Here is a 22,008-nt window from a genome sequence, read left to right on the forward strand (position 1 = left end):
GCCTCAGACGTTGAAGCTTTCGCCACAGCCGCACTCACCGCGCGAGTTGGGGTTGTTGAACTTGAAGCCTTCATTCAACCCTTCACGCACGAAGTCGAGCTCGGTGCCATCCAGATAGACCAGACTTTTCGGGTCAATGATCACCTTGACGCCGTGCATTTCAAACACAGTGTCTTCGCCAGCCGCCTCATCGACGAACTCAAGCACATAGGCAAGACCTGAACAGCCTGTGGTGCGAACACCCAGACGAACGCCATCACCCTTGCCGCGTCCCTCAAGGGAACGTCGTACGTGGTTAGCGGCAGCTTCTGTCATGCTGATAGCCATCGGAACTCCTTAGCCTGTTGCATTAGCCTGTTGCAGTTGACTCTGTTGCAAGCTTCTCTTGAAAAGCCTGCCTGCTTACAGCAGACCTTTCTTCTGCTTGTAATCGCGAACGGCGGCCTTGATGGCGTCTTCAGCGAGTACCGAGCAGTGAATCTTGACCGGCGGCAGCGCCAGCTCTTCAGCCAGCTGAGTGTTCTTGATGGTCTCTGCTTCATCCAGAGTCTTGCCTTTCATCCACTCGGTCGCCAGCGAGCTGGAAGCAATGGCCGAACCGCAGCCGTAGGTCTTGAACTTGGCGTCTTCGATAACGCCCTGCTCGTTGACCTTGATCTGCAAACGCATTACGTCGCCGCACGCTGGAGCGCCGACCATGCCGGTGCCGACATCAGGATCTTCCGCGTTCATCTTGCCGACGTTACGTGGGTTCTCGTAGTGGTCGATGACCTTTTCGCTGTAAGCCATGATTCTATTCCTCTCACATCAGGGAGCCGCTCTGCAGGTCACGCGCAATTGCACATGACCTGTGTTGGAGGCGACTTTAAATTAGTGCGCCGCCCACTCGATCTTGGAGATGTCGACGCCGTCTTTGAACATGTCCCACAGCGGCGAAAGTGTGCGCAGCCGGGTGACAGCCTCGCAAACCTTCTGCGCGGCGTAATCGATTTCTTCTTCAGTGCTGAAACGGCCGAAGGTGAAACGAATCGAGCTGTGCGCCAGCTCATCGTTGCGACCCAGGGCACGCAGCACATACGAAGGCTCAAGCGAGGCCGAGGTACAGGCCGAACCGGACGATACCGCCAGATCCTTGAGCGCCATGATCAGCGACTCGCCTTCGACGTAGTTGAAGCTCAGGTTCAGGTTGTGCGGTACGCGTGCAGTCAGGCTGCCGTTGACGTACAGCTCTTCCAGATTTTCGACCTGCTTGAAGAAACGATCGCTGAGTGCCTTGATGCGCACGTTTTCAGCAGCCATTTCTTCCTTGGCAATGCGGAATGCTTCGCCCATACCGACGATCTGGTGGGTCGCCAGGGTGCCGGAACGCATGCCACGCTCGTGACCACCGCCGTGCATGGTCGCTTCAAGGCGAACACGCGGCTTGCGGCTGACGTAGAGCGCGCCGATACCTTTAGGACCATAGGTCTTGTGCGCCGAGAACGACATGAGGTCAACCTTGAGGCTGGTCAGATCGATTTCAACCTTGCCGGTCGACTGCGCGCCGTCAACGTGGAACAGCACGCCACGCGAACGGGTCAGTTCACCGATCGCAGCGATATCGTTGATGGTGCCGATCTCGTTGTTCACATGCATGATCGAAACCAGGATGGTGTCGTCGCGCAGTGCCGCTTCAATCATGGCAGGCGTGATCAGACCGTCTTCACCTGGCTCGATGTAGGTAACTTCGAAACCTTCGCGTTCCAGCTGGCGAGTGGTGTCGAGGACAGCCTTGTGTTCGACCTTCGACGTGATCAGGTGCTTGCCTTTGCTGGCGTAGAAATGCGCAACACCTTTAATAGCCAGGTTGTTGGATTCAGTGGCACCCGAGGTCCAGACGATTTCGCGCGGATCGGCGTTGACCAGATCAGCGACCTGACGACGAGCGTTCTCGACCGCTTCTTCGGCTTTCCAGCCAAAGACGTGGGAGCGCGAGGCCGGGTTGCCGAAGTTTCCTTCGACGGTCAGGCAATCGATCATTTTCTGCGCGACACGCGGATCGACCGGGGTCGTCGCGGAGTAGTCGAGGTAAATTGGCAATTTCATTGAAGCTCTCCTATCAGGCAGGCGCACCGCTCATTCATCTGCGTTCATTCGACGGCGGACGTTTCGATCTTACCCAGTTGCGACATGTGGTTATGACCACGGCGCATATCCTGGCGCTGAGCGACTTCTTGTACCTCACGGCGAGTGACAAGATCCGCCAAGCTGATACCGCTTAGAAATTCGTGAATCTGCTGGCTCAGGTCACACCACAAGTGGTGGGTCAGGCAGGTATCGCCAGCGTGGCAATCGCCCAGACCCTGACACCGCGTGGCGTCGACCGATTCATTGACTGCATCGACGACTTGAGCAACCTGGATGCCTTTCATGTCGCGCGACAGCTGGTAACCACCACCTGGACCACGAACACTGGAAACCAGATTGCCGCGACGCAGCTTGGCGAACAGCTGCTCGAGGTAGGACAGGGAAATACCCTGCCGCTCGGAGATGTCGGCCAGAGACACTGGCCCGTTCTGCGCGTGCAACGCCAGGTCAAGCATGGCTGTTACAGCGTATCGGCCTTTAGTAGTCAGTCGCATGGCGTATACCGCAGAGGTTCGGAATGACAGCGAGTATGCTATTCCCGAGTAAAAGAGTCAACTATTAGACCAAGTAAAACAGTCGGGATTAGCGAAAAGCGCGGGCTGCATCATAGCAAAGGTGCGGCGTAATGGCACGCGTCACGCCGCCGTGTCGCCTAGCCAACCTTGTCTTCGTGGCGATCCTTGACGCAGTCAAATACTTCATCACGCAGCTCGGGAAGGTCTTTGGCGCAATAATCACTGCCCAGCCTGCCGAGCGCATCGCACATGCCCTCAAGACGGCCGTCGACAGCCTGCAAATGGTCGAGCAACTGGCCAATGGCGCGAGCGATAGGGTCCGGCATGTCGGCGCTGACGCCGTACGCGTCGAAACCGAGCTTTTCAGCCATGACCTTGCGCCGGGCTTCGGTTTCATCGTCGGACTTGACGATGATGCGCCCCGGAATACCCACGGCAGTTGCCCCCGCAGGCACCGCCTTGGTCACCACTGCGTTGGAACCAATCTTGGCACCGGCACCCACTGTGAACGGCCCGAGCACCTTGGCACCCGCCCCGACCACTACGCCATCTTCCAGCGTCGGGTGACGCTTGCCGACATTCCAGCTGGTACCGCCCAGGGTCACGCCCTGGTAAAGCGTTACGTCATTGCCGATCTCGGCGGTTTCGCCGATCACGATGCCCATGCCGTGGTCGATGAAAAAACGGCGACCAATGCGCGCCCCCGGGTGGATCTCGATACCGGTCATCCAGCGACCGAAATTGGAGACCAGCCGCGCGAGCCACTTCCAGCCGTTGCGCCACAGAATGTGCGCAAAGCGGTGCAGCCAGATGGCATGCATGCCCGGATAGCAGGTCAGCACCTCAAAGGCGTTGCGCGCAGCAGGGTCACGATGGAATACGCTTTGAATGTCTTCTCGCAGACGCTTGAACATTACTGATCCTTCCGCTTGTAGGGCTCACCGCGTGCGGCTTTCTGGGTTTCGGTGAGCACACCGCGCAGGATACTCAGTTCGGATCGCTCGACCTCGCTACGCCCGTATAGCCTGCGCAGTCGCGCCATCAGATGACGTGGTTTTTCCGGATCAAGGAAACCGATGGCCACAAGCGTGGCTTCAAGATGCGTGTAAAAGCCTTCCATCTCATCCATCGTCGCCAGCTCGGCGTTATGCGCCGAGACTGCCTTGGGCGTTTCGCCCTGCTCTGAGTGTGCCGAAGCCGCCAGCCAGGCCATGCGCACTTCGTAGCTGAGCACCTGCACAGCCGCGGCGAGGTTCAGCGAGCTGAACCCGGGGTCCGACGGGATGTGCACATGGAAGTGGCAACGCTGCAGTTCTTCATTGGTCAGGCCGGCGTGCTCGCGACCGAAAACCAGCGCCACTTCCGCGCCCTCTCCGGCCTGCTCGATGACTTTTTCACCGGAAGCGCGCGGATCGAGCAACGGCCACGGCAAACTGCGATCACGCGCACTGGTACCGAGCACCAGACGACAGCCGACCAACGCGTCTTCAAGAGTCGCAACAACCTTTGCACTTTCAAGAATATCGGTGGCGCCTGACGCACGCGCATCGGCATCAGGCGAAGGAAAGATGCGCGGATCGACAAGCACCAGACGCGAAAGCCCCATGTTTTTCATGGCGCGAGCGGCCCCGCCGATATTTCCGGGATGGGTAGTGCCGACCAGGACAACACGAATGTTCTGCAACAAAGCGAACGCTCACTGACGCGAATTAGGGGGGCAAATCTTACAGAAACGGTTCGACTAACGCTATGAAGCTGTGCGGGCCGGAAGATCGGAACTGACCGCTTGCGACATGAAAAAATCCACACGAACCCGACAACCGTAACCACGCAAGGCTGGAAATAATTCGAATCAGCCCATAGAATGCCCGGCTCTCTTTAACAACCTTAGGTGAATTATCCATGCAGCCCATGCTGAATATCGCGCTGCGCGCCGCCCGCAGCGCCAGCGAATTGATTTTCCGCTCCATCGAGCGCCTGGATACCATCAAGGTTGACGAAAAAGAAGCCAAAGACTACGTCACAGAGATCGACCGAGCTGCCGAGCAAAGCATCATCACCGCTCTGCGCAAGGCCTACCCGACTCACGGCATTCTCGGCGAAGAAAGCGGCCTGCACGAAGGCAGCGGCGAAGGCACCGACTACCTGTGGATCATCGACCCACTGGACGGCACCACCAACTTCGTTCGTGGCATTCCGCACTTTGCCGTCAGCATCGCCTGCAAATACCGCGGCCGCCTTGAGCACGCCGTGGTTCTCGACCCGGTCCGCCAGGAAGAATTCACCGCCAGCCGTGGTCGTGGCGCAGCCCTGAACGGTCGCCGTCTGCGCGTCAGCCAGCGCAAGAGCCTGGAAGGCGCACTGCTGGGCACCGGCTTCCCGTTCCGTGACAACCAGATGGACAACATCGAAAACTACCTGGGCATGTTCCGCAGCCTGGTAGGCCAGACCGCCGGCATCCGTCGCGCAGGCGCTGCAAGCCTCGATCTGGCTTACGTAGCTGCCGGTCGTTTCGATGCGTTCTGGGAGTCGGGCCTGTCCGAATGGGACATGGCAGCAGGCGCTCTGCTGATTCAGGAAGCAGGCGGTCTGGTCAGCGATTTCACCGGCGGTCACGACTTCCTCGAGAAAGGCCATATCGTTGCCGGCAACACCAAATGCTTCAAGGCCGTACTGACCGCAATCGCACCGCACCTGCCGCCTTCGCTCAAACGCTAAGCTGCAGACGTAAAAAAACCGGCGAAAGCCGGTTTTTTTATGTCTTCTAAAGCGCAGCGGCTGGCGTTACTGCGCCTGACCCAATATCAGCTGACCATTCTTGTCGACCGGAATCTGGCTGCCCGGATCACGTTCCATACGAACCTGACCCACTTTCTCGTTCAACTTGTATTTGACGTTGTAGCCCACAACCTTGTCGCTCACATCGTTGACCGTCGTGCAGCGGTTCTGCGTAGTGGTGTAGGTATCACGCTCCTGCATGCCTTCCTGAACCTTGTTGCCCGCATAACCACCACCTACCGCACCCGCGACTGTAGCGATCTTCTTGCCGTTACCGCCACCGATCTGGTTACCCAGCAAACCACCGGCAACCGCGCCAATAACGCTACCTACGATCTGATGCTGGTCCTTGACCGGCGCCTGACGAGTAACGGTTACGTCCTTGCAAACTTCACGGGGGGTTTTGATCTGCTGGTTGATCGGCTCTACTGCCAATACATCCGCATACTCAGGACCACCCTTGACCAAGCTATAGGTGGCAACGGCGCCGCCAGCAGTCACGACAGCAGCACCTAACACAGCACCAACAAGCATAGACTTGTTCACTTGAACCTCCTGACCAATCGAAACGCAGCATGGCTGCGCAATGCCTAGCCTTGGAGCATAAAAAAAGGCGCGAGTTCAGCACTCGCGCCTTTTTTATGATGGCCGGACCTACGGGAGGTCGTCAGCCTTCTCGACGACCACTGGAGGAATCAGGTCCTCAGTGGTCAGGTTCAGCCAGATCAGCACCACGTTAGCGATGTAGATGGACGAGTAAGTACCCGCCAGAACACCGATGAACAATGCGATGGAGAAGCCTTCCAGGCTGTCGCCGCCAAACGCCCACAGTGCAACAATCGCCAACAGGGTCGAAACCGAGGTGGCAATGGTGCGCAGCAGTGTCTGCGTGGTGGAGATGTTGATGTTCTCGATCAACGAAGCCTTGCGCAGCAGGCGGAAGTTTTCGCGTACCCGGTCGAAGACCACAATGGTGTCGTTCAGCGAGTAGCCGATGATCGCCAGCACCGCCGCCAGCACCGTCAGGTCGAAGGTGATCTGGAAGAACGACAGGATCCCCATCGTCACCACCACGTCGTGAATCAGCGAGACGATCGCCCCGACTGCGAATTTCCACTGGAAGCGGAATGCCAGGTAGATCAGAACACCGCCCAGCGCCATCAGCATGCCGAGGCCGCCCTGATCGCGCAGCTCTTCACCGACCTGCGGGCCGACGAACTCGACACGCTTGACCACTGCCGGGTTATCGGCACCGGCCTTGCGCAGCGCTTCGGCCACCTGAGTGCCCAGTTGCGGGTCTTCACCCGGCATGCGCACCAGTAAGTCAGTGGTGGCACCAAAGCTCTGAACAACGGCTTCGTGATAGCCCGCCGAAACCAGCTCCTGGCGCACCTTGCCCAGATCGGCTGGACGCTCGTAGGTCAGCTCGATGAGCGTACCGCCAGTGAAGTCCAGACCAAAGTTGAGCCCTTTATGGAACCAGCTGAACAGCGCCAGTGCGGTAAGGAGCATCGTGATGGCGAACGCAACATTGCGAACGCCCATGAAGTTGATGGTACGTAACATGGCAGCCCCTTAAATCCACAACTTCTTGAAGTCACGACCGCCGTAGATCAGGTTGACCATAGCGCGGGTCACCATGATGGCCGTGAACATCGAGGTAAAGATCCCGAGCGACATGGTCACCGCAAACCCTTTGACCGGGCCGGTGCCCATCGCAAAGAGAATGCCGCCGACCAGCAGCGTCGTCAGGTTGGCGTCGAGGATCGCCGTGTAGGCACGATCGAAACCTTCGTTGATAGCGCGCTGGACCGTCATGCCATTGGCGATCTCTTCACGAATACGCGAGAAGATCAGCACGTTGGCATCCACCGCCATACCCATGGTCAACACGATACCGGCGATACCTGGCAGGGTCAGTGTTGCACCCAGCAAGGACATCAGTGCCAGCAGCATGACCATGTTCAAGGCCAGTGCGACGGTCGCGATCAGACCGAAGAAGCGGTAGATCGCCATGATGAACAGCGAGACGAACAGCATGCCCCACAGGGAAGCGTCGATACCCTTGGTGATGTTGTCGGCACCCAGGCTAGGACCGATGGTGCGCTCTTCAGCGAAGTACATCGGCGCCGCCAGACCACCGGCACGCAACAGCAGCGCCAGCTCGGAAGACTCACCCTGACCGTTCAGACCGGTAATCCGGAACTGACTGCCCAGCGGCGACTGAATGGTCGCCAGACTAATGATTTTCTTTTCTTCCTTGAAGGTCTGCACCGGCACGTCTTTTTCGACGCCGTTGACCATCTGTTTGGTGTAGGTGGTGGTCGGACGCTGCTCGATGAAGATCACCGCCATGCTGCGACCCACATTGCTGCGGGTTGCGCGGCTCATCAGCTCGCCACCGTGGCCATCAAGATTGATGTTCACCTGTGGACGGCCATGTTCGTCGAAGCTGGCCTTGGCGTCAGTCACCTGATCGCCGGTGATGATCAGACCACGCTCCACCGCCGCTGCCGGACGACCGCCTTCGCGGAATTCGAACATTTCGGTGGTGCCTTTCGAATCATCCGGGCCTGCCCCCAGACGGAATTCGAGGTTGGCGGTCTTGCCCAGAATACGCTTGGCTTCGGCCGTGTCCTGCACACCCGGCAGCTCGACCACGATGCGATTGGCACCCTGGCGCTGAACCAGCGGCTCGGCAACACCCAGCTCGTTGACCCGGTTACGCACGGTAGTCAGGTTCTGCTTGATCGAGTATTCGCGAATCTCGGCCAGTTTGGCCGGGGTCAGCGCCATGCGCAGCACGGGAATACCGTTCAGCTCGGCAGGCGTGATTTCGAAATCGGTGAAGGTCTTGCGCACCAGTGCACGAGCCTGTTCGCGCTCTGCGTCATCGCTAAAGCCCAGCTGAATCACATTGCCCAGCTGCGGCAGGCTGCGATAACGCACCTTTTCCTTGCGCAACAGGGATTTGACTTCGCCTTCGTAGACTTTCAGACGTGCATCGATCGCCTTGTCCATGTCGACTTCCAGCAGGAAGTGCACACCACCGGAAAGGTCGAGACCGAGCTTCATCGGGCTTGCACCCAGGTTACGCAACCAGGTCGGCGTGGTACGCGCCAGGTTCAGCGCAACGACATAGTCGTCACCCAGCGCCTTGCGCACGACATCCTTGGCTGGCAACTGGTCTTCCTGCTTGCTCAGACGCAACAAACCGCCCTTGCCATTCTCGGCCAGAGAAGAAGCCTTGACCGAGATGCCTGCATCGGCAAGCGCCTTGGCTGCACGATCCACGTCTGCCTGATTGACTTGCAGTGCAGTGCTTGCACCGCTGATCTGGATGGCAGAATCATCAGGGTAGAGATTGGGTGCGGAATAAATAAAACCGACCACCAGCACCGCCAGGATCAGTATGTATTTCCACAGAGGGTATTTGTTCAGCATCACGCCGCCCGCTTAAAACGCGGGGCGCCTTGCGCGCCCCGTCGATGGGTAAAAAGTTACTGCTCAGATCGCTTTCAGGGTGCCTTTTGGCAGAGTGGCCGCGATGGCGCCCTTCTGGATTTTCAGCTCAACGGTGTCAGACACTTCGATGACCACGAAGTCGTCGGTCACTTTGTTGATCTTGCCCGCGATGCCGCCGCTGGTCACAACTTCATCGCCTTTCTGCAGGTTGCCCAGCAGGTTTTTCTGCTCTTTGGCGCGCTTGGCCTGTGGACGCCAGATCATCAGGTAGAAGATGACCAGGAAGCCGACCAGGAAAATCCACTCGAAACCACTGCCCGCAGGACCGGCAGCCGGTGCAGCAGCATCCGCAAAAGCGGGAGAGATGAAAAAGCTCATTTGTCGCTCCAGTTACATAATTAGTATAAAAAGCAGGAAAAACTCGTTCTGTTTCAACCCAGAGGCGGCGTTGGAAGACCGCGTTTGGCATAGAAGGCATCGACGAAGGCGGCCAATGTACCCTGTTGAATAGCCTCGCGCAAACCAGCCATAAGCAGCTGGTAGTGCCGCAAATTATGGATTGTATTGAGCATGCTCCCCAGCATTTCCCCGCACTTGTCCAGGTGATGCAGATAAGCGCGCGAGAAGTTCTTGCAGGTGTAGCAATCGCAGGTCGGGTCCATCGGCGAATTGTCGTGGCGATGGAACGCGTTACGGATTTTCAATACACCGGTATCAGTGAACAGATGGCCGTTGCGGGCGTTGCGGGTGGGCATCACGCAGTCGAACATGTCGACGCCACGGCGCACACCTTCGACCAGATCTTCCGGCTTGCCTACACCCATCAGGTAACGAGGTTTGTCTGCCGGCATGAGGCCTGGCAGGTAGTCCAGCACCTTGATCATCTCGTGCTTGGGTTCGCCCACCGACAGACCGCCGATCGCCAGACCGTCAAAGCCGATCTCGTCCAGGCCTTCCAGCGAGCGCTTGCGCAGGTTCTCGTGCATCCCGCCCTGAACGATGCCGAACAACGCAGCAGTGTTTTCGCCATGCGCGATCTTGGAGCGCTTGGCCCAACGCAACGACAGCTCCATGGAGACACGCGCCACATCTTCGTCGGCCGGGTACGGCGTGCATTCGTCGAAGATCATCACGACGTCCGAGCCCAGATCACGCTGAACCTGCATCGACTCTTCAGGGCCCATGAACACCTTGGCACCATCGACCGGCGAGGCGAAGGTCACGCCCTCCTCCTTGATCTTGCGCATGGCGCCCAGGCTGAACACCTGAAAGCCGCCGGAGTCGGTCAGAATCGGCCCCTTCCACTGCATGAAATCGTGCAGGTCGCCGTGGCCCTTGATGACTTCGGTACCCGGACGCAGCCACAGATGAAACGTGTTGCCCAGAATCATCTGCGCGCCGGTCGCCTCGATATCACGGGGCAGCATGCCCTTGACCGTGCCATAGGTGCCCACCGGCATGAACGCCGGGGTCTCCACCACACCACGCGGAAAGGTCAGCCGGCCGCGACGGGCCTTGCCGTCGGTGGCCAGCAATTCGAAAGACATACGACAGGTGCGACTCATGCGTGATCCTCTGGTGCCGATTCCTGTGGGGCCGTCGGCGCGGGATTGCGGGTGATGAACATCGCATCACCGTAACTGAAGAAGCGGTAGCCGTGCTCGATGGCCGCAGCATAAGCCGCCATCGTCTCGGGATAACCGGCGAACGCCGAAACCAGCATCAACAGCGTGGATTCAGGCAAATGGAAATTGGTCACCAGGGCATCGACCACGTGAAACGGCCGGCCTGGATAGATGAAGATGTCGGTATCGCCGCTGAACGGCTTCAGTTCGCCGTCACGCGCCGCACTCTCCAGCGAGCGCACGCTGGTGGTCCCGACGGCAACCACTCGCCCGCCCCGTGCACGGCACGCGGCCACAGCGTCGACCACGTCCTGGCCAACTTCCAGCCATTCGCTGTGCATGTGGTGATCTTCGATCTGCTCGACGCGCACCGGCTGGAATGTACCCGCGCCGACGTGCAGCGTGACGAACGCAGTCTCGACGCCCTTGGCGGCGATCGCCTCCAGCAGCGGCTGATCGAAATGCAGGCCGGCAGTTGGTGCAGCCACAGCGCCTGCACGCTGCGCGTAAACAGTCTGATAGCGCTCGCGGTCCGCGCCCTCATCCGGTCGGTCTATATAAGGAGGCAACGGCATATGGCCGACACGCTCCAGCAACGGCAGAACCTCTTCGGCAAAGCGCAGCTCGAACAGCGCGTCATGCCGCGCAACCATCTCGGCCTCGCCACCGCCATCGATCAGAATCGACGAGCCAGGCTTGGGCGACTTGCTGGAACGCACATGCGCCAGCACACGATGGCTGTCCAGCACGCGCTCGACCAGAATCTCCAGCTTGCCGCCGGACGCCTTCTGCCCGAACAGCCGCGCGGGAATCACACGGGTATTGTTGAACACCATCAAATCGCCCGGGCGCAAATGCTCAAGCAAATCAGTGAATTGACGATGTGCCAGCGCGCCAGTCGGCCCGTCGAGGGTCAACAGACGACTACTGCGACGCTCGGCCAGTGGATGGCGAGCAATCAGGGAATCGGGGAGTTCGAAGGTAAAGTCAGCGACGCGCATGATCGGGTTCGTTTAGCAGGGCCGGGAAGTTTATCCGGTTTGGCGGCATTAGTAAAAAACCTGCGTAAATCCCTGTTGACCAACGGAAAACTCATCCTTATACTTCGCCGCCATTGAGCCCTGATGGCGGAATTGGTAGACGCGGCGGATTCAAAATCCGTTTTCGAAAGAAGTGGGAGTTCGATTCTCCCTCGGGGCACCATTTGCTGTATCCAGGTTGATTCCGCTTCAACCTGAACCCCAATAAACCCGGCCCTTGCGCCGGGTTTGTTATTTCTGCTTAACCCACCTTAATTCCTATTGAACCTTGATGGCGTGTATGGCTGCGTGTATGTTCAGCCGCACCACGGATCTTGGCCATACACGAATTGAAGCGATCAGACATAAAGCGCCGCCCTCTCGCCGACACCGTCTTGGCATCACTTGAACCCGAGCAAAAGGAATACCGCGAAGCCTACGGGGTCGACCGGCTCTACTTTGTCGTGTCCGCGAAGGGCAACAAGCGGTGGGAGTTCCGGTACAAACGCGCCGACGGCAAATGGTCATGGGTCGGTCTCGGCACCTATCCGGACGTCTCGGCCAAGCGCGCCAGAGAGAAAGCCGCCGACAACATCAAGCTGGTCGACAGCGGCATAGATCCTGTTCAACACAAGCAGTCGGCGAAGAAAGTCGAAGAGACGAATGCAGCAAACACTTTCCGTGCTGCCGCCGAGACCTGGTATGCCCGAAAGGCTGACTCAGGCAGGGCCGACTCGACGCTTGATAAAATGCGCGGGTATCTGGACAACGACATTCTGCCGTTCCTGGGCGATCTGCAATTAGAGGATATCCACCGCAAGGACTGCGCCGCCCTGCTGGCAACCATCGAGGGCAGGAAGGCGTTCAACGTGGCGAAGAAAGTCCGCGGGTGGCTGCAGCAGATATTCAGCCAGGCCATTGCACGCGGCTTGTGCGAAAACAATCCGGCGTCCGAACTTCTGGCCATCGCTGCGCCAGCCCCCAAGACAGAGCAGTACCCTCACCTGCTCGAGCCAGAGCTGCCTGACTTCCTCAAGGCCATGCGGAACAGCAAAAGCCGGATCATTGCGCGCACCGCAGCGTGGCTCACGATCTGGACAGCCAGCCGACCGGGCATGGTGCGTTACGCTGAATGGCGGGATATCGATCTTGAAACAGGTACATGGACGATATCGGCAGAGAAGATGAAGATGCGCCGGGACCACGTTGTGCCGCTGCCCACCCAGGCTGTCACCGCGCTGCGCGAACTGCACGAATTCACCGGCCGCCACAAGCTGGTGTTTCCTGGCATCGGTGAGGTGAACGCGGTGATCAGCGAAAACACGATCAATTCAGTGTTCAACCGCATCGGTTACAAGGATCGCATTGTTGGGCACGGCACTCGCCACACAGCAAGCACGCTGTTGCGGGAACATGGATGGGACAAGGATCACGTAGAGGCGCAGCTCGCGCACAAAGAAGAAGGTGTGAGCGGGGTTTACAACAAGGCGGCGTATCTATTGCAGCGCAGGATGATGATGCAATGGTATGCCGACTACTTAGAGGCGCTGGAGCTGGGTACGACCCCGCCCGAACGCCCTAAGCAATAGAGCAAGATGCCTTAGATTGCCTTCACGTCGTACAGGCATCGAACTTCAAGGTGCTGGACTTTGATGTTCTGGGCTCCTGTAACCGGGTCAAAGCGCAGATACCCTGCAAACCCTTTGTCGCTCTTCATTTCAAACGTCAGGTCATTGGTGCCCAAACCGACTGGCTTAACCAGCGAGTTGATTTCAGAAAGCGTTTCCCCAACTGGCGTGTAGAACAACTGCGCCAGGTCTGCCCTCTCAACATCAAGACGAACCCTGACCTGTAACAGTTGGCAAGCGGGCAACGTGGCCAGCATGGCTGGGTTCAGGATAATCATGGGGTCAGCCCCAGTCGTCATCCGGTTGTCAGCGTCGAGAACGGTAAGGTTTGCAACGTCGAATTTGTCCGACCCAATGTTGTAGAGCGCACCAGTGGTGCCAAATGCGGCAGGCGACGTGGTAGCCAGCCCAGCAAAGGACGCCCCCATAGATCGGGCGTAACGCAGGATGGGGCTCATATCAATCCCAGGGTGAAGGCCTGGGCACTGGAAGTGACCGCCACGCTGATTCCCTTGATTTAGGCAGGCAAGATTTTCAACGCGTATATCGTAGGTTTGTTTGTAGTACGCGCCGTGCTCTGTGATTTTTGTACCGCCGACGAGCGCGACAGATGCGAAACACATAACCACGACTAGAGATACAGGGAACACCTTGTTGGCTTTTGACATTGCAGCAAACACGGCAGCTATCACCAGTGGCCACGCAGCGCATACCCAGAAAAAATGGAACCTCACAAAGCTGAATGTGAACAACTTCATTCCAGAATCGATGCTCGCAGGATGAAGATTAGTTCGCCCTGCTGCGACCAATCCGAGGTAAACCAATATTGCGGCGATCACTGGGAAAGCGACAAATGAAACTCGACCGAGAACGCTATAGTTTCCGTACCGTCGAGCCACCATCAATGACAGCAGAGATATCAGCAACAGCACGGCAAGCCCACAACTTGCTATACCCAGCGAGAGAAACGGGAACAAATCGGACAGATACAGAGAGCGTGCGATTTTGGACAGAATGAATATCCAGAACTCAGCATCCCACGGATAAGACATTGCGGTATCAGCGCGGTGAACACCGTGCTGTATTCCTACAATCACCCAACCTTGCAAAAGGCTTGTGAGTACAGACGGGATCAGCATAAATATCGACATGCTGATTATCTGCTGCGACTTCTTAACCACGAACAGTTCACGGATAAGCATTGCCAAGGAAAACGCGAGAAAGGCAAAGGCACCGCTGATATAGACCAGCCCGGATGCCGTCGCCAGAAGAACGCCGAATGTACATTTAAGCTTTGTGCCCAGCGAACTTACGCTGACAAGTGAGGCCATCAGGATGAAGAGCAAAGGCAATACCTGATGGTATGCCATATTTTGAAGGCCCCAGTATGAATCAGGCTGCAACATCAATAGAAGACTTGAAAACGCAGCCGCCGATAGCAACTTGTCGTCTAAGCAATACTCAAGCAGTTTCCACTGAATCAGCAATATACCGCCAAGCACCGTCATCATGCTGATGGCCTGATATGCAACGCTGTTACCGCTCAACCATCTGAACGCAAGCGAATCCAGCGCCATTCCGAACGGATAAAGGGTGTCGTTCGAAGATGTAAAAAGATCAGTCAACCTAAGAGAGCCAGCGGTTTCGTTGTAGTACGGCCTGATATCGTCCAAATAAGGTAGATCTACACCGAACCGAAGCCATGAAACCAGATTGAAAGCAGCGGAAAATATGGGAAGCCCAACTAGCACAACGATCAGAACACGCTTACAAAACGTTTCGATTCTAATTTTCTGCGCAGCCAAGTCTGACTGTACAAGGGTTGTCATTGATGCATTCCTTCGCTTTAGGTACGAAAATTTGGCCGGACTGTACCATAGATATTACAAATATCATGCTGTCATGCGGTGATGAAAAAACAAACTCAGGGCCGAAGCCCCAAGCCGCTACATCTGGTCACACGTCAGATTGCTTTTCCAGCAGCTCCAAGCGTGCATTGAGCTGGTTAACGCCGTTGATCAGGACCGCAATGAATTGCTCATAGCGAAGGCCTTGGCGCGACTCTGGATCATTCTTGTCTGACAAAACCCAGCCCGCGAAGTCGTCGATGCCGACGGCCGTCATAGCTTCCTTGACCTGCTGGGCACCTAGCCCGAAGTGCAAGCGGCAGCCCTTATCTTTTTTGATGTCGTCTTCGTAAACTTCCACGTCTACCGTTTTCATTCGTCCAACTTGAATTGACGACTCTTGAAGCTCCTCGCGAAACTGTATTTTCGTATCCCCAGTTTCTGGGTCTACATAAGTCCCGTCAGGAATTTTCACCATAACCATTACACGCTTCCCGTCTGCGTCGAACTCTGGATAGGTGTCCATTATCTGACGCATTTTTTTGACGGTTGAAAAAGTTCTGATAGCTTTGCCATCTTCTATTGAAAGTTCAACAACCTGCTCTTCGTATTCCTCCTCGTCAGGCACCTCGATCTGATCGACGCGGACGATAACCTTTGAAACCTCACCCGTGCCGCTCTCGCGACAAGTGTATTGAATTGGTTTGATCGCCCCGAGGAAGTCCAGACCAAACGACAGCGGAATAATGTCGTCCTTCTCACGGATATCTGACGTCACGACAGGCGCTGTCGCCAGAGTGATTTGGCTTATGCGGAAAGACGCGTTGGCGTATTGCGTAAAGTTATCAATTTGCGGCCGTACAAGGGCTGAGTTCGTGATTATCCCGGCAGCGGCTACAAGAGACATTGTCCCTTCGCCAGTTCCTGAGGTGCCACCACCGCCAACGATTGCCGCGTCATAGGTCGTATTTAGCCCGCTGGACCTTAATTGCAGGCGCGGTGTGTTCGAGGTGCCTGAGCCTATGCTGACCTGTGAGCCGGGCGCACTCATGTCTAAAACGCCGCGTCTCAGGTTGATGCCGTCAGCCGCGATTATGCTATTCACCGTAACGCCAACAGTGTCGATCACTTTGTCGATAGACGCTGAACCCGATGCAGACGGGAAAATCTTGATGACCGTACTGTCTGCCTCAAAGGCAGGTGCGCCGTTTGCACCATGCCCGCAGAGGCCATACAACCATCCGCGAGGGCTGCCGCCGAGGTTGCCTATTGATACGGCTGCATCGATACCGTAACCACGCTCGCCGATCTTCGAGGCAATTTGAATGCCTGTATGAATCGCGACACGGTTGCCACTGCCCGCAGTGATTTCAGTATTGAATTCAAAGCCAGTTGCGTTGGCAATTCGATTGCCACCTAGAATCGCCGCATAAGAAGACCCACCGAAATAAGCGCCGCGCACGTCGGCAGCAGATGTTCCGCCGTCACCGCAATCAGTCAGTACCTGGCTTTGCAAGCCTACGTAGTTGCGATCTTGATTCGTTGCAGACGTGACGCCACCGCCCCCAAACCCTTGGATCAGCACGAAGTCGCCCGCGTGCCGGCCGCCTTTTGCAAGGGGGCCGCCGAAGTTGTGGAACATGTGGATGCCGTTGACTTTGCTGCCGGTCGCACCGTTCTGCCCGGCAACCTGAGAGACGCTATCGTTGGCCACTTCAAGCTTGAAGAAGTTGTACTTGTTGCCGTTTCCCTGAGCGTTACTGCCGGTTGATCTGTACCCCCAAACCACACCGTTATCATTGAGCGCGGCTAGCCCCTGCTGACCCAGGCTCATCGCACCAGGCCCGCTGAAATACCAGCGACTGCCATCGTTACCAACGACTATGCCTTTGGATAGATCTTCTGCGCTGGTCGTGTCTGAGGTGTTCAGCCACCACATTGCGCCGAAACGGTCGCCCACAGCAGAGTTGTCACGCACGAAAGCCCGCTGGTTGCGGGTGCCATCCAGCGAGCGAAGAGCAGCAATGTTATCGACGTTCCGGGCAACACCTGTTTTCAGGAATTGATAGAGGCTGACCCCGTCGTAGTAGATGTTGAAGATGCTGAGCAGCGGCGAGTTCACGCTATCGATCAATGACTGCAACCAGCTTTTCGTCACGGCATCCTGCGGGGCTACCGGATCGCCAAGGCCTGAGATTCGATTTCCCTTAGCCTGGTAGCTGCCCGACCCGTCGATATCGGCAAACCCAAGTGTCAGAGCCCGGCCTGCGTATCGCAGCAACTGTTTCAGTGCCTGCCAGACACGATCAAAATCCTTGTTGACTGTGTTGGACCGGAATTCGCCGTTCTCTTGGTAGTCGGTGAGTCGCTGAAACGGAATGTTCAAGACCAGGTAGAGGTCCCCGAGCGGCGCAGCGGTGAACGTGATGCTGCTGGCCGGGCTGCCAACTCCAGCCAGCGTGAAGCCTGCTGTGATAGCCACGCCGTTGAGCTGCACTTGCAGGTCTCCGGCGTCCAGTAGCAAGAAAGGGATGGGGTAAGTGGTAGTGATTCCGTTAGCGGCATAGCGCTTGTCGGTTGGTCCTGCTTGAACTGCCATGCTGAGCCCCTTGATGAAGGCGGGCTAGTAATCAACTTGCACTTCGTGCACGCCCGCGTCTGGGCGCCAATCGTCACGCCGGGTCTCGGTCGGTTTCCCGACTATTCGCCCAATGCGCACGGGGGTTTGCAGGATCGCGCCAGCGCACGAATCGATATAGTCATCATCCTGATTGTTGACTGCCGGATTAAAGTCCCGCATCTGATCCCACACCGGACCGCGCAGCACGTCGACGTGCGCCCACAGGAAGCGGGCCGACAATGGCGACTCAAAGGCATCGAGAATGCGTTTCTGTTTGTTGGTGGTTGAATGCTCTTCCCCTACCCCGCATCCCGTACCCTTGAGGGCCTGCTTGAGGATGTTCGGCACGAAGCCGCCCGGCCCGTTGGTTTCAACGATGACGCGGGGGATCTGGTACTTGATGACGAATTCACGAACGGCATGCACCTGGCCACCAATGATCCGGCCCTGCGCGTCAAATTCGGCCAACTCGCCCGTGAGCCCTTCGGCAAGGTGCCAATACAGCTGACCGCGTGCGTCTGTGAGCAGCAGCGACAGGGCCGAGGCGTCCGACTTGATCTTGCCCAGTGACACGTCCCAGTATGCGATTGCGCCCACGATTTGTGTGGTGCCCAGGTACATGCCTACGCTGCCGTTGGCCTCGCGCATGGTCGGCTGCACGTCATAAGGGATGATGCGCTCTGGATTCAATCGAACCTCCGTGACGGGCTTCGAGTGCAGCTGATACTGCGAATCCCATTCGTTGATGGTCCGGGTCGCCTTTCTGCGGACGCCCAACTCTTTCATGTCAAAACGTTCTGGCCACGCACTGCCGGCATAGCAATCGACCAACGTGCCGGGTGGTGTAAAAAAGGCAATACCGGTTTTCGTGATCAGGTAATCCGTGCCGGCCACCAGCACCCGGGCGTGCTTACCAATGCCAGAGAACACGACCTCAGGCACAAACGGAACGTCATAGGCGTTTTGCTTGGCGTCCTCAATGCGGTGTTCTTGGTCAAACATTCGGATGGTCAGGCAGTCCGCACCCATGCTTTCCAGCTCGTCGTACAGGCTGTCATGGGTATGCGGCGTGCCGATGTACAGCTTGCTGCCACCTGGCACCAGAATGTGCGTCTGTTCACCCAGGCGGTACCGAAGCTTCTCGCGGGCCTCGGGCGTCTGGATGTTTCGCGGCACCTCCACGTCATCGTTCTGGCACTCGTCGGCACGGGCTGACGTCACGTTCGACAGGATGCCCTTGGCGAACATGCTGGCGTTCCGGAAGTCGGCAGCACCTTCAACCCACCATTGTTCAACCGTGCCCTGATTGGGCGGCAGCAGATGGCGCGTCAGCGGGTGATTGCGAATGACGTTCTGTGTGTCGCGACTGGTCTTGTAGGCGGTCGGGTCTGACTCCGACTGGTGGAGAATCCGAAAGGTAGGGTCTTTGTAATAAAGCCAGGCGTTGTAAATCGCCAGGATCGTCGATTTGCCAAAGCCCCGGAAGCAACGCAAAACGGCCAGAGACCCTTTAGCCTCCAGCCATATCAATGCTCGAACGTGGATGACCGGCACATCCCACCTCATGCGCCGGGCCCACAGCATAAAGAAAACCAGCAGGCTGACTTTCTTATCAGGGTCAGTGGACATGGCCACCTTTCTGCATGCGCTCGATCATGGCCTGGGCTTCGCGTTCGGCGGCTGCCAGCTCGCCATCCAGCTCGTCTATCTGGTGACCAGCATCGGGCGCAGGCTTCTGCCTGTTCATCATCCCGGCGATGTTCACGACCTTGAGCAGCAACGTCATGGTGGCGGCGGCGTTCTTCTTGCACCAGTAGCGGTCGCCACGTTCCTGCTGGGTCAGATCGGTAGGGAGCTTCTCAGCACCGGGCCAGTTGTTCGGATCGACTTCGGAAATAACTACCTCGCCCAGGCGTTCGCTAAGGGCTTGCAATCGGGTGATCTGGTCATCACGCATGTCAGTTATTCCCCACGGCTGCGCCAAGGTTCGGGGCGCGAGACGGTGCTGTTTCGCCCGGTTCCCACCAGAAACGTTGATTGAAGTCTTTCTTGGCTCGCTTCTTCATCCGGCTCAGGTAGCCCGGCGATAGCATTTCCTGCATGTCATGCATAACGGCATGCTCGAACGCGGCCTTGGTGTACCAGCTGCGGATGAAGGGCGTGTTCTGGTACCCGATTCTGAGCAGGTTTGCGCCCACGTCGGCGGGCTCTGTCTTCTCTTTGAACACGCTGCCCAACGTCAGACCGACGTCGGCGGCAGTTCCGTACACCGGGCCCAGCAGGCCGGTCAGGTTCGACTGGCCGCCACGGTTATCACCGCCCAACCCGGTGTTGAGAATGTCGCCGAAGATGCCGACACCGCCGCCGCGCAACATGGCCTGCAACCAGAACTTGCCGTCCTTCATGTCGCGTGGGTCGCGCCCGTTCATGATATCCATCAGCTGATTGGTCATCGCGCCAGCCATCAGCAGGCCAGTGAACACAGACGCCGAATAGGCCAGCTTGCCCCCGGTCGATTCGATCTGTGACACCCGCTTCCAGTGACGTTCGAACATCGCCAGCCCAAAGGACTTGAACAACGTCAGGTGTCGCAGGGCTTCGCCGCCGACGCTGCCCGCCTGGGTGCCTTGGCGCAGGGTGGCCCGCGTCATGATGCCCGGCAGGATCGAGGTGAATTCTGACTCTTCCTGGATGTAGCCCAGCAATTTGCCGATGGCATCGTTCTTCTGTTTGGTGCTGAACCCCTTCATGGATGCGACCGACTCTGGCGTCAGCATCTGGTGCCCGCGCCAGTCCTCAGGGGTTGCAGCCTGCCAGACGGCCCAGTCGTCCTGGGTGATGCCGTGGCGCTCAAGGCGGGATTGCAACACCGGGTCGTCCCCCCACGCCTTGCGGGTATCACCGGCCATGCGCGACATAATCTCGACGGAGAAGCCCCGGCGCATTGCGTTGGTCCATCCCTCGAGCAGTGTCACTTTCATGGTTGCGTTGGCAAGTTTCGAGGTCCAGCCCGCCGACAGGTTGTCGGTGTGAAAGCTGACCATGTCCGAGGTGATGCTATCCATGCCGATGGACATACGCCCGGCCTCGGTGCGGTAGTCCTTCGAAACGCTCTTGAGCGCGCTTACCAGCGTCTTTCCGATGGGCAGGCCGTGGTAGGCGCTGGTGATGGCGAGCGACTGAACATCGCCGATCACAGAAGCGATCAGCGTTGCCTGGAGCTTTGCCGCCACCATGAAGTTGCGGATACCTTGATTGAACTCGGCAAACCGCGCATTCACCGGAACACCCAGGCTGCCGTTGAGAACGTTCCAGACCATGTCAGGCGTGGCACCGAACTCGGTACCGGCAAACGCGCCGCTTCCGCCCGCGTCCTTCTGCTTGGCGGTGTCGTGCAACAGTCGGTAGGTCTGCGCCGCGTTCGGCCCGAGCTGCTCAGTCAAGACGGTGTCTTTGATCTGGGCATGCACAGAGCCGTTCATTGCCTCGAAAACAGACGTCGGCCCGAAGTCGCGCATGTACTCCAGATAGGAATCGCCATCCTTGAAGTGGATCTGCCGGTGGGCGTTGTCGTGCTTGGCGGCGCGGCTGGAGCCGTTCCCGGTACCGGGCGTCATCTTGTTCAGGCCATCGGTTCGCAGCGTCTCGTGGGCGGCCAGCAGGAAGTCAGTCACCTGCCCGTCGTTCATCTGCGTGCCGTCTTCGTTCAGGTACCGGCGTCGATCCAAGCGACCCAGGACAAACGATGCCCACTCTTGCGGAGCTGCGCGGCGAACCTTGACCAAGCTGTGTGGCTGAGGAAGCCAGCCATAATCCAGCCGGCCGATATCGGCACCCGCTGCGTTCTGCCGTTCACGAATGGAATCCATCTGGTCGCGCCAGACCTTGGCGGCGTTCTTGGCAATGGCGTTGCCGCTGTCCTGGCCGAACACCTCGTGTACAAAATCCCGTTCGACGGCCTTGTTGGTGATGAGTCCCATAAACTTAGGCTCGGCAGCCATGATGGTGTCCATGATCGAGGTGAACGCCCGGTTGCGCTCGCCCTTGATGCGGGTATCAACCTGGCGCAAACGCTCAAATAGCGCCGACGTGAAAGGCTGTTTCCCGCCGAGAACCGCCGCCCTTGCCGTTTGGTTGTCCAGCTCGCGTGTTTGAGCCAACAGGTTCAGGCCTTTGCGCTGGGCCTTCTTGGCGACGTCGGCCATGTGATCGGCCATTGCAGCCTGGGCCCCAGCGAGTTGGCGCTGCTGCTCAGTCATGGCGTTGAATTTGGTGGGATCGGTGCGGGCAAGGTCGCGTATGTGAAAGCTGATCTTGTCGTTTATCGCATCCGCTTCGGACTTTTTGAGAGGTCGGCCAATGGCCTGTTCAACTTCTCGTTTGC

Annotated in this window: 19 protein-coding genes and 1 tRNA gene; 3 read left to right on the forward strand and 17 right to left on the reverse strand. The window is 57.7% G+C overall.

All coding sequences use genetic code 11. The annotated features are described in order from the left end of the window. Positions 1-3: 3 nt before the first annotated feature. The 6 genes from iscA to trmJ all read right to left on the reverse strand — a co-directional run bounded on the left by iscA (position 4) and on the right by trmJ (position 4,329). Complete coding sequence (iscA, locus tag AC4ANK_RS21995; protein ID WP_002552477.1) at positions 4-327, reverse strand: iron-sulfur cluster assembly protein IscA; 324 nt, start codon at positions 325-327, stop codon at positions 4-6. A 75-nt stretch (positions 328-402) separates the two neighbouring features. Next, positions 403-789 (reverse strand): Fe-S cluster assembly scaffold IscU, encoded by a 387-nt coding sequence (gene iscU, locus AC4ANK_RS22000; protein ID WP_002552476.1) that lies wholly within the window; start codon positions 787-789, stop codon positions 403-405. 81 nt (positions 790-870) lie between these two features. Then, positions 871-2,085, reverse strand: a complete 1,215-nt coding sequence (locus AC4ANK_RS22005) for an IscS subfamily cysteine desulfurase (protein WP_002552475.1) — start codon at positions 2,083-2,085, stop codon at positions 871-873. Between the two features lie 44 nt (positions 2,086-2,129). Further along, positions 2,130-2,621, reverse strand: a complete 492-nt coding sequence (iscR, locus tag AC4ANK_RS22010) for a Fe-S cluster assembly transcriptional regulator IscR (protein WP_002552474.1) — start codon at positions 2,619-2,621, stop codon at positions 2,130-2,132. A 158-nt stretch (positions 2,622-2,779) separates the two neighbouring features. Then, a complete protein-coding gene (gene cysE, locus AC4ANK_RS22015) occupies positions 2,780-3,556 on the reverse strand; it encodes a serine O-acetyltransferase (RefSeq protein WP_002552473.1) in 777 nt (258 codons plus the stop codon). After that, on the reverse strand, positions 3,556-4,329 hold the full coding sequence (gene trmJ, locus AC4ANK_RS22020) for a tRNA (cytosine(32)/uridine(32)-2'-O)-methyltransferase TrmJ (RefSeq protein WP_005734184.1): 774 nt from the start codon (positions 4,327-4,329) through the stop codon (positions 3,556-3,558). The genes cysE and trmJ overlap by 1 nt, the downstream gene beginning before the upstream one ends. 215 nt (positions 4,330-4,544) lie before the next feature. On the opposite strand from trmJ, the gene suhB reads away from it, so the two are divergent. After that, positions 4,545-5,360, forward strand: coding sequence for a type III secretion system regulator SuhB (gene suhB, locus AC4ANK_RS22025; RefSeq protein ID WP_002552472.1), 816 nt, complete (start codon positions 4,545-4,547; stop codon positions 5,358-5,360). Between the two features lie 66 nt (positions 5,361-5,426). On the opposite strand, the gene AC4ANK_RS22030 is transcribed toward suhB, so the two are convergent. From AC4ANK_RS22030 to queA, 6 genes are all read right to left on the reverse strand, one after another. Next, positions 5,427-5,966, reverse strand: coding sequence for a glycine zipper 2TM domain-containing protein (locus AC4ANK_RS22030; RefSeq protein ID WP_002552471.1), 540 nt, complete (start codon positions 5,964-5,966; stop codon positions 5,427-5,429). Positions 5,967-6,074: 108 nt separating this feature from the next. Further along, positions 6,075-6,986: a protein translocase subunit SecF gene (secF, locus tag AC4ANK_RS22035; RefSeq protein WP_002552470.1), complete on the reverse strand. Its 912-nt coding sequence runs from the start codon at positions 6,984-6,986 to the stop codon at positions 6,075-6,077. A 9-nt stretch (positions 6,987-6,995) separates the two neighbouring features. After that, the gene (secD, locus tag AC4ANK_RS22040; protein ID WP_004666080.1) at positions 6,996-8,864 is read right to left on the reverse strand and encodes a protein translocase subunit SecD; all 1,869 of its coding nucleotides are present in this window, start codon (positions 8,862-8,864) and stop codon (positions 6,996-6,998) included. A 63-nt stretch (positions 8,865-8,927) separates the two neighbouring features. Further along, a complete protein-coding gene (gene yajC, locus AC4ANK_RS22045; RefSeq protein ID WP_002552468.1) occupies positions 8,928-9,263 on the reverse strand; it encodes a preprotein translocase subunit YajC in 336 nt (111 codons plus the stop codon). 53 nt (positions 9,264-9,316) lie between these two features. Next, positions 9,317-10,432, reverse strand: a complete 1,116-nt coding sequence (gene tgt / locus AC4ANK_RS22050) for a tRNA guanosine(34) transglycosylase Tgt (RefSeq protein WP_460385151.1) — start codon at positions 10,430-10,432, stop codon at positions 9,317-9,319. Between the two features lie 14 nt (positions 10,433-10,446). Continuing rightward, on the reverse strand, positions 10,447-11,511 hold the full coding sequence (gene queA / locus AC4ANK_RS22055) for a tRNA preQ1(34) S-adenosylmethionine ribosyltransferase-isomerase QueA (RefSeq protein WP_002552466.1): 1,065 nt from the start codon (positions 11,509-11,511) through the stop codon (positions 10,447-10,449). Positions 11,512-11,628: 117 nt separating this feature from the next. On the opposite strand from queA, the gene AC4ANK_RS22060 reads away from it, so the two are divergent. Next, positions 11,629-11,713: transfer RNA gene (locus tag AC4ANK_RS22060), tRNA-Leu, on the forward strand. Between the two features lie 166 nt (positions 11,714-11,879). Further along, positions 11,880-13,118, forward strand: a complete 1,239-nt coding sequence (locus AC4ANK_RS22065) for a tyrosine-type recombinase/integrase (protein WP_031595277.1) — start codon at positions 11,880-11,882, stop codon at positions 13,116-13,118. Between the two features lie 11 nt (positions 13,119-13,129). On the opposite strand, the gene AC4ANK_RS22070 is transcribed toward AC4ANK_RS22065, so the two are convergent. The 5 genes from AC4ANK_RS22070 to AC4ANK_RS22090 form a co-directional block, all read right to left on the reverse strand. Further along, complete coding sequence (locus AC4ANK_RS22070; protein WP_002552464.1) at positions 13,130-14,986, reverse strand: hypothetical protein; 1,857 nt, start codon at positions 14,984-14,986, stop codon at positions 13,130-13,132. Positions 14,987-15,113: 127 nt separating this feature from the next. Further along, entirely contained in the window at positions 15,114-17,603 is a 2,490-nt protein-coding gene (locus AC4ANK_RS22075; RefSeq protein WP_122260426.1) for a hypothetical protein, read from the reverse strand. 24 nt (positions 17,604-17,627) lie between these two features. Further along, a complete protein-coding gene (terL, locus tag AC4ANK_RS22080; protein ID WP_031595279.1) occupies positions 17,628-19,253 on the reverse strand; it encodes a phage terminase large subunit in 1,626 nt (541 codons plus the stop codon). Next, positions 19,243-19,581 (reverse strand): hypothetical protein, encoded by a 339-nt coding sequence (locus AC4ANK_RS22085; RefSeq protein WP_031595281.1) that lies wholly within the window; start codon positions 19,579-19,581, stop codon positions 19,243-19,245. The genes terL and AC4ANK_RS22085 overlap by 11 nt, the downstream gene beginning before the upstream one ends. Position 19,582: 1 nt before the next feature. Continuing rightward, entirely contained in the window at positions 19,583-21,883 is a 2,301-nt protein-coding gene (locus tag AC4ANK_RS22090) for a hypothetical protein (RefSeq protein ID WP_460414673.1), read from the reverse strand. Positions 21,884-22,008 lie beyond the last annotated feature (125 nt).

The organism is Pseudomonas sp. Pmew2, from assembly GCF_058129885.1.

Coding starts and splice junctions, on each gene's coding strand:
- iscR (WP_002552474.1), bottom strand. CDS start 2,621: ATGCGACTGACTACTAAAGGCCGATACGCTGTAACAGCCATGCTTGAC.
- AC4ANK_RS22070 (WP_002552464.1), bottom strand. CDS start 14,986: ATGACAACCCTTGTACAGTCAGACTTGGCTGCGCAGAAAATTAGAATC.
- iscU (WP_002552476.1), bottom strand. CDS start 789: ATGGCTTACAGCGAAAAGGTCATCGACCACTACGAGAACCCACGTAAC.
- AC4ANK_RS22075 (WP_122260426.1), bottom strand. CDS start 17,603: ATGGCAGTTCAAGCAGGACCAACCGACAAGCGCTATGCCGCTAACGGA.
- secD (WP_004666080.1), bottom strand. CDS start 8,864: ATGCTGAACAAATACCCTCTGTGGAAATACATACTGATCCTGGCGGTG.
- terL (WP_031595279.1), bottom strand. CDS start 19,253: ATGTCCACTGACCCTGATAAGAAAGTCAGCCTGCTGGTTTTCTTTATG.
- queA (WP_002552466.1), bottom strand. CDS start 11,511: ATGCGCGTCGCTGACTTTACCTTCGAACTCCCCGATTCCCTGATTGCT.
- tgt (WP_460385151.1), bottom strand. CDS start 10,432: ATGTCTTTCGAATTGCTGGCCACCGACGGCAAGGCCCGTCGCGGCCGG.
- iscA (WP_002552477.1), bottom strand. CDS start 327: ATGGCTATCAGCATGACAGAAGCTGCCGCTAACCACGTACGACGTTCC.
- secF (WP_002552470.1), bottom strand. CDS start 6,986: ATGTTACGTACCATCAACTTCATGGGCGTTCGCAATGTTGCGTTCGCC.
- AC4ANK_RS22005 (WP_002552475.1), bottom strand. CDS start 2,085: ATGAAATTGCCAATTTACCTCGACTACTCCGCGACGACCCCGGTCGAT.
- yajC (WP_002552468.1), bottom strand. CDS start 9,263: ATGAGCTTTTTCATCTCTCCCGCTTTTGCGGATGCTGCTGCACCGGCT.
- cysE (WP_002552473.1), bottom strand. CDS start 3,556: ATGTTCAAGCGTCTGCGAGAAGACATTCAAAGCGTATTCCATCGTGAC.
- AC4ANK_RS22090 (WP_460414673.1), bottom strand. CDS start 21,883: ATGACTGAGCAGCAGCGCCAACTCGCTGGGGCCCAGGCTGCAATGGCC.
- AC4ANK_RS22085 (WP_031595281.1), bottom strand. CDS start 19,581: ATGCGTGATGACCAGATCACCCGATTGCAAGCCCTTAGCGAACGCCTG.
- suhB (WP_002552472.1), top strand. CDS start 4,545: ATGCAGCCCATGCTGAATATCGCGCTGCGCGCCGCCCGCAGCGCCAGC.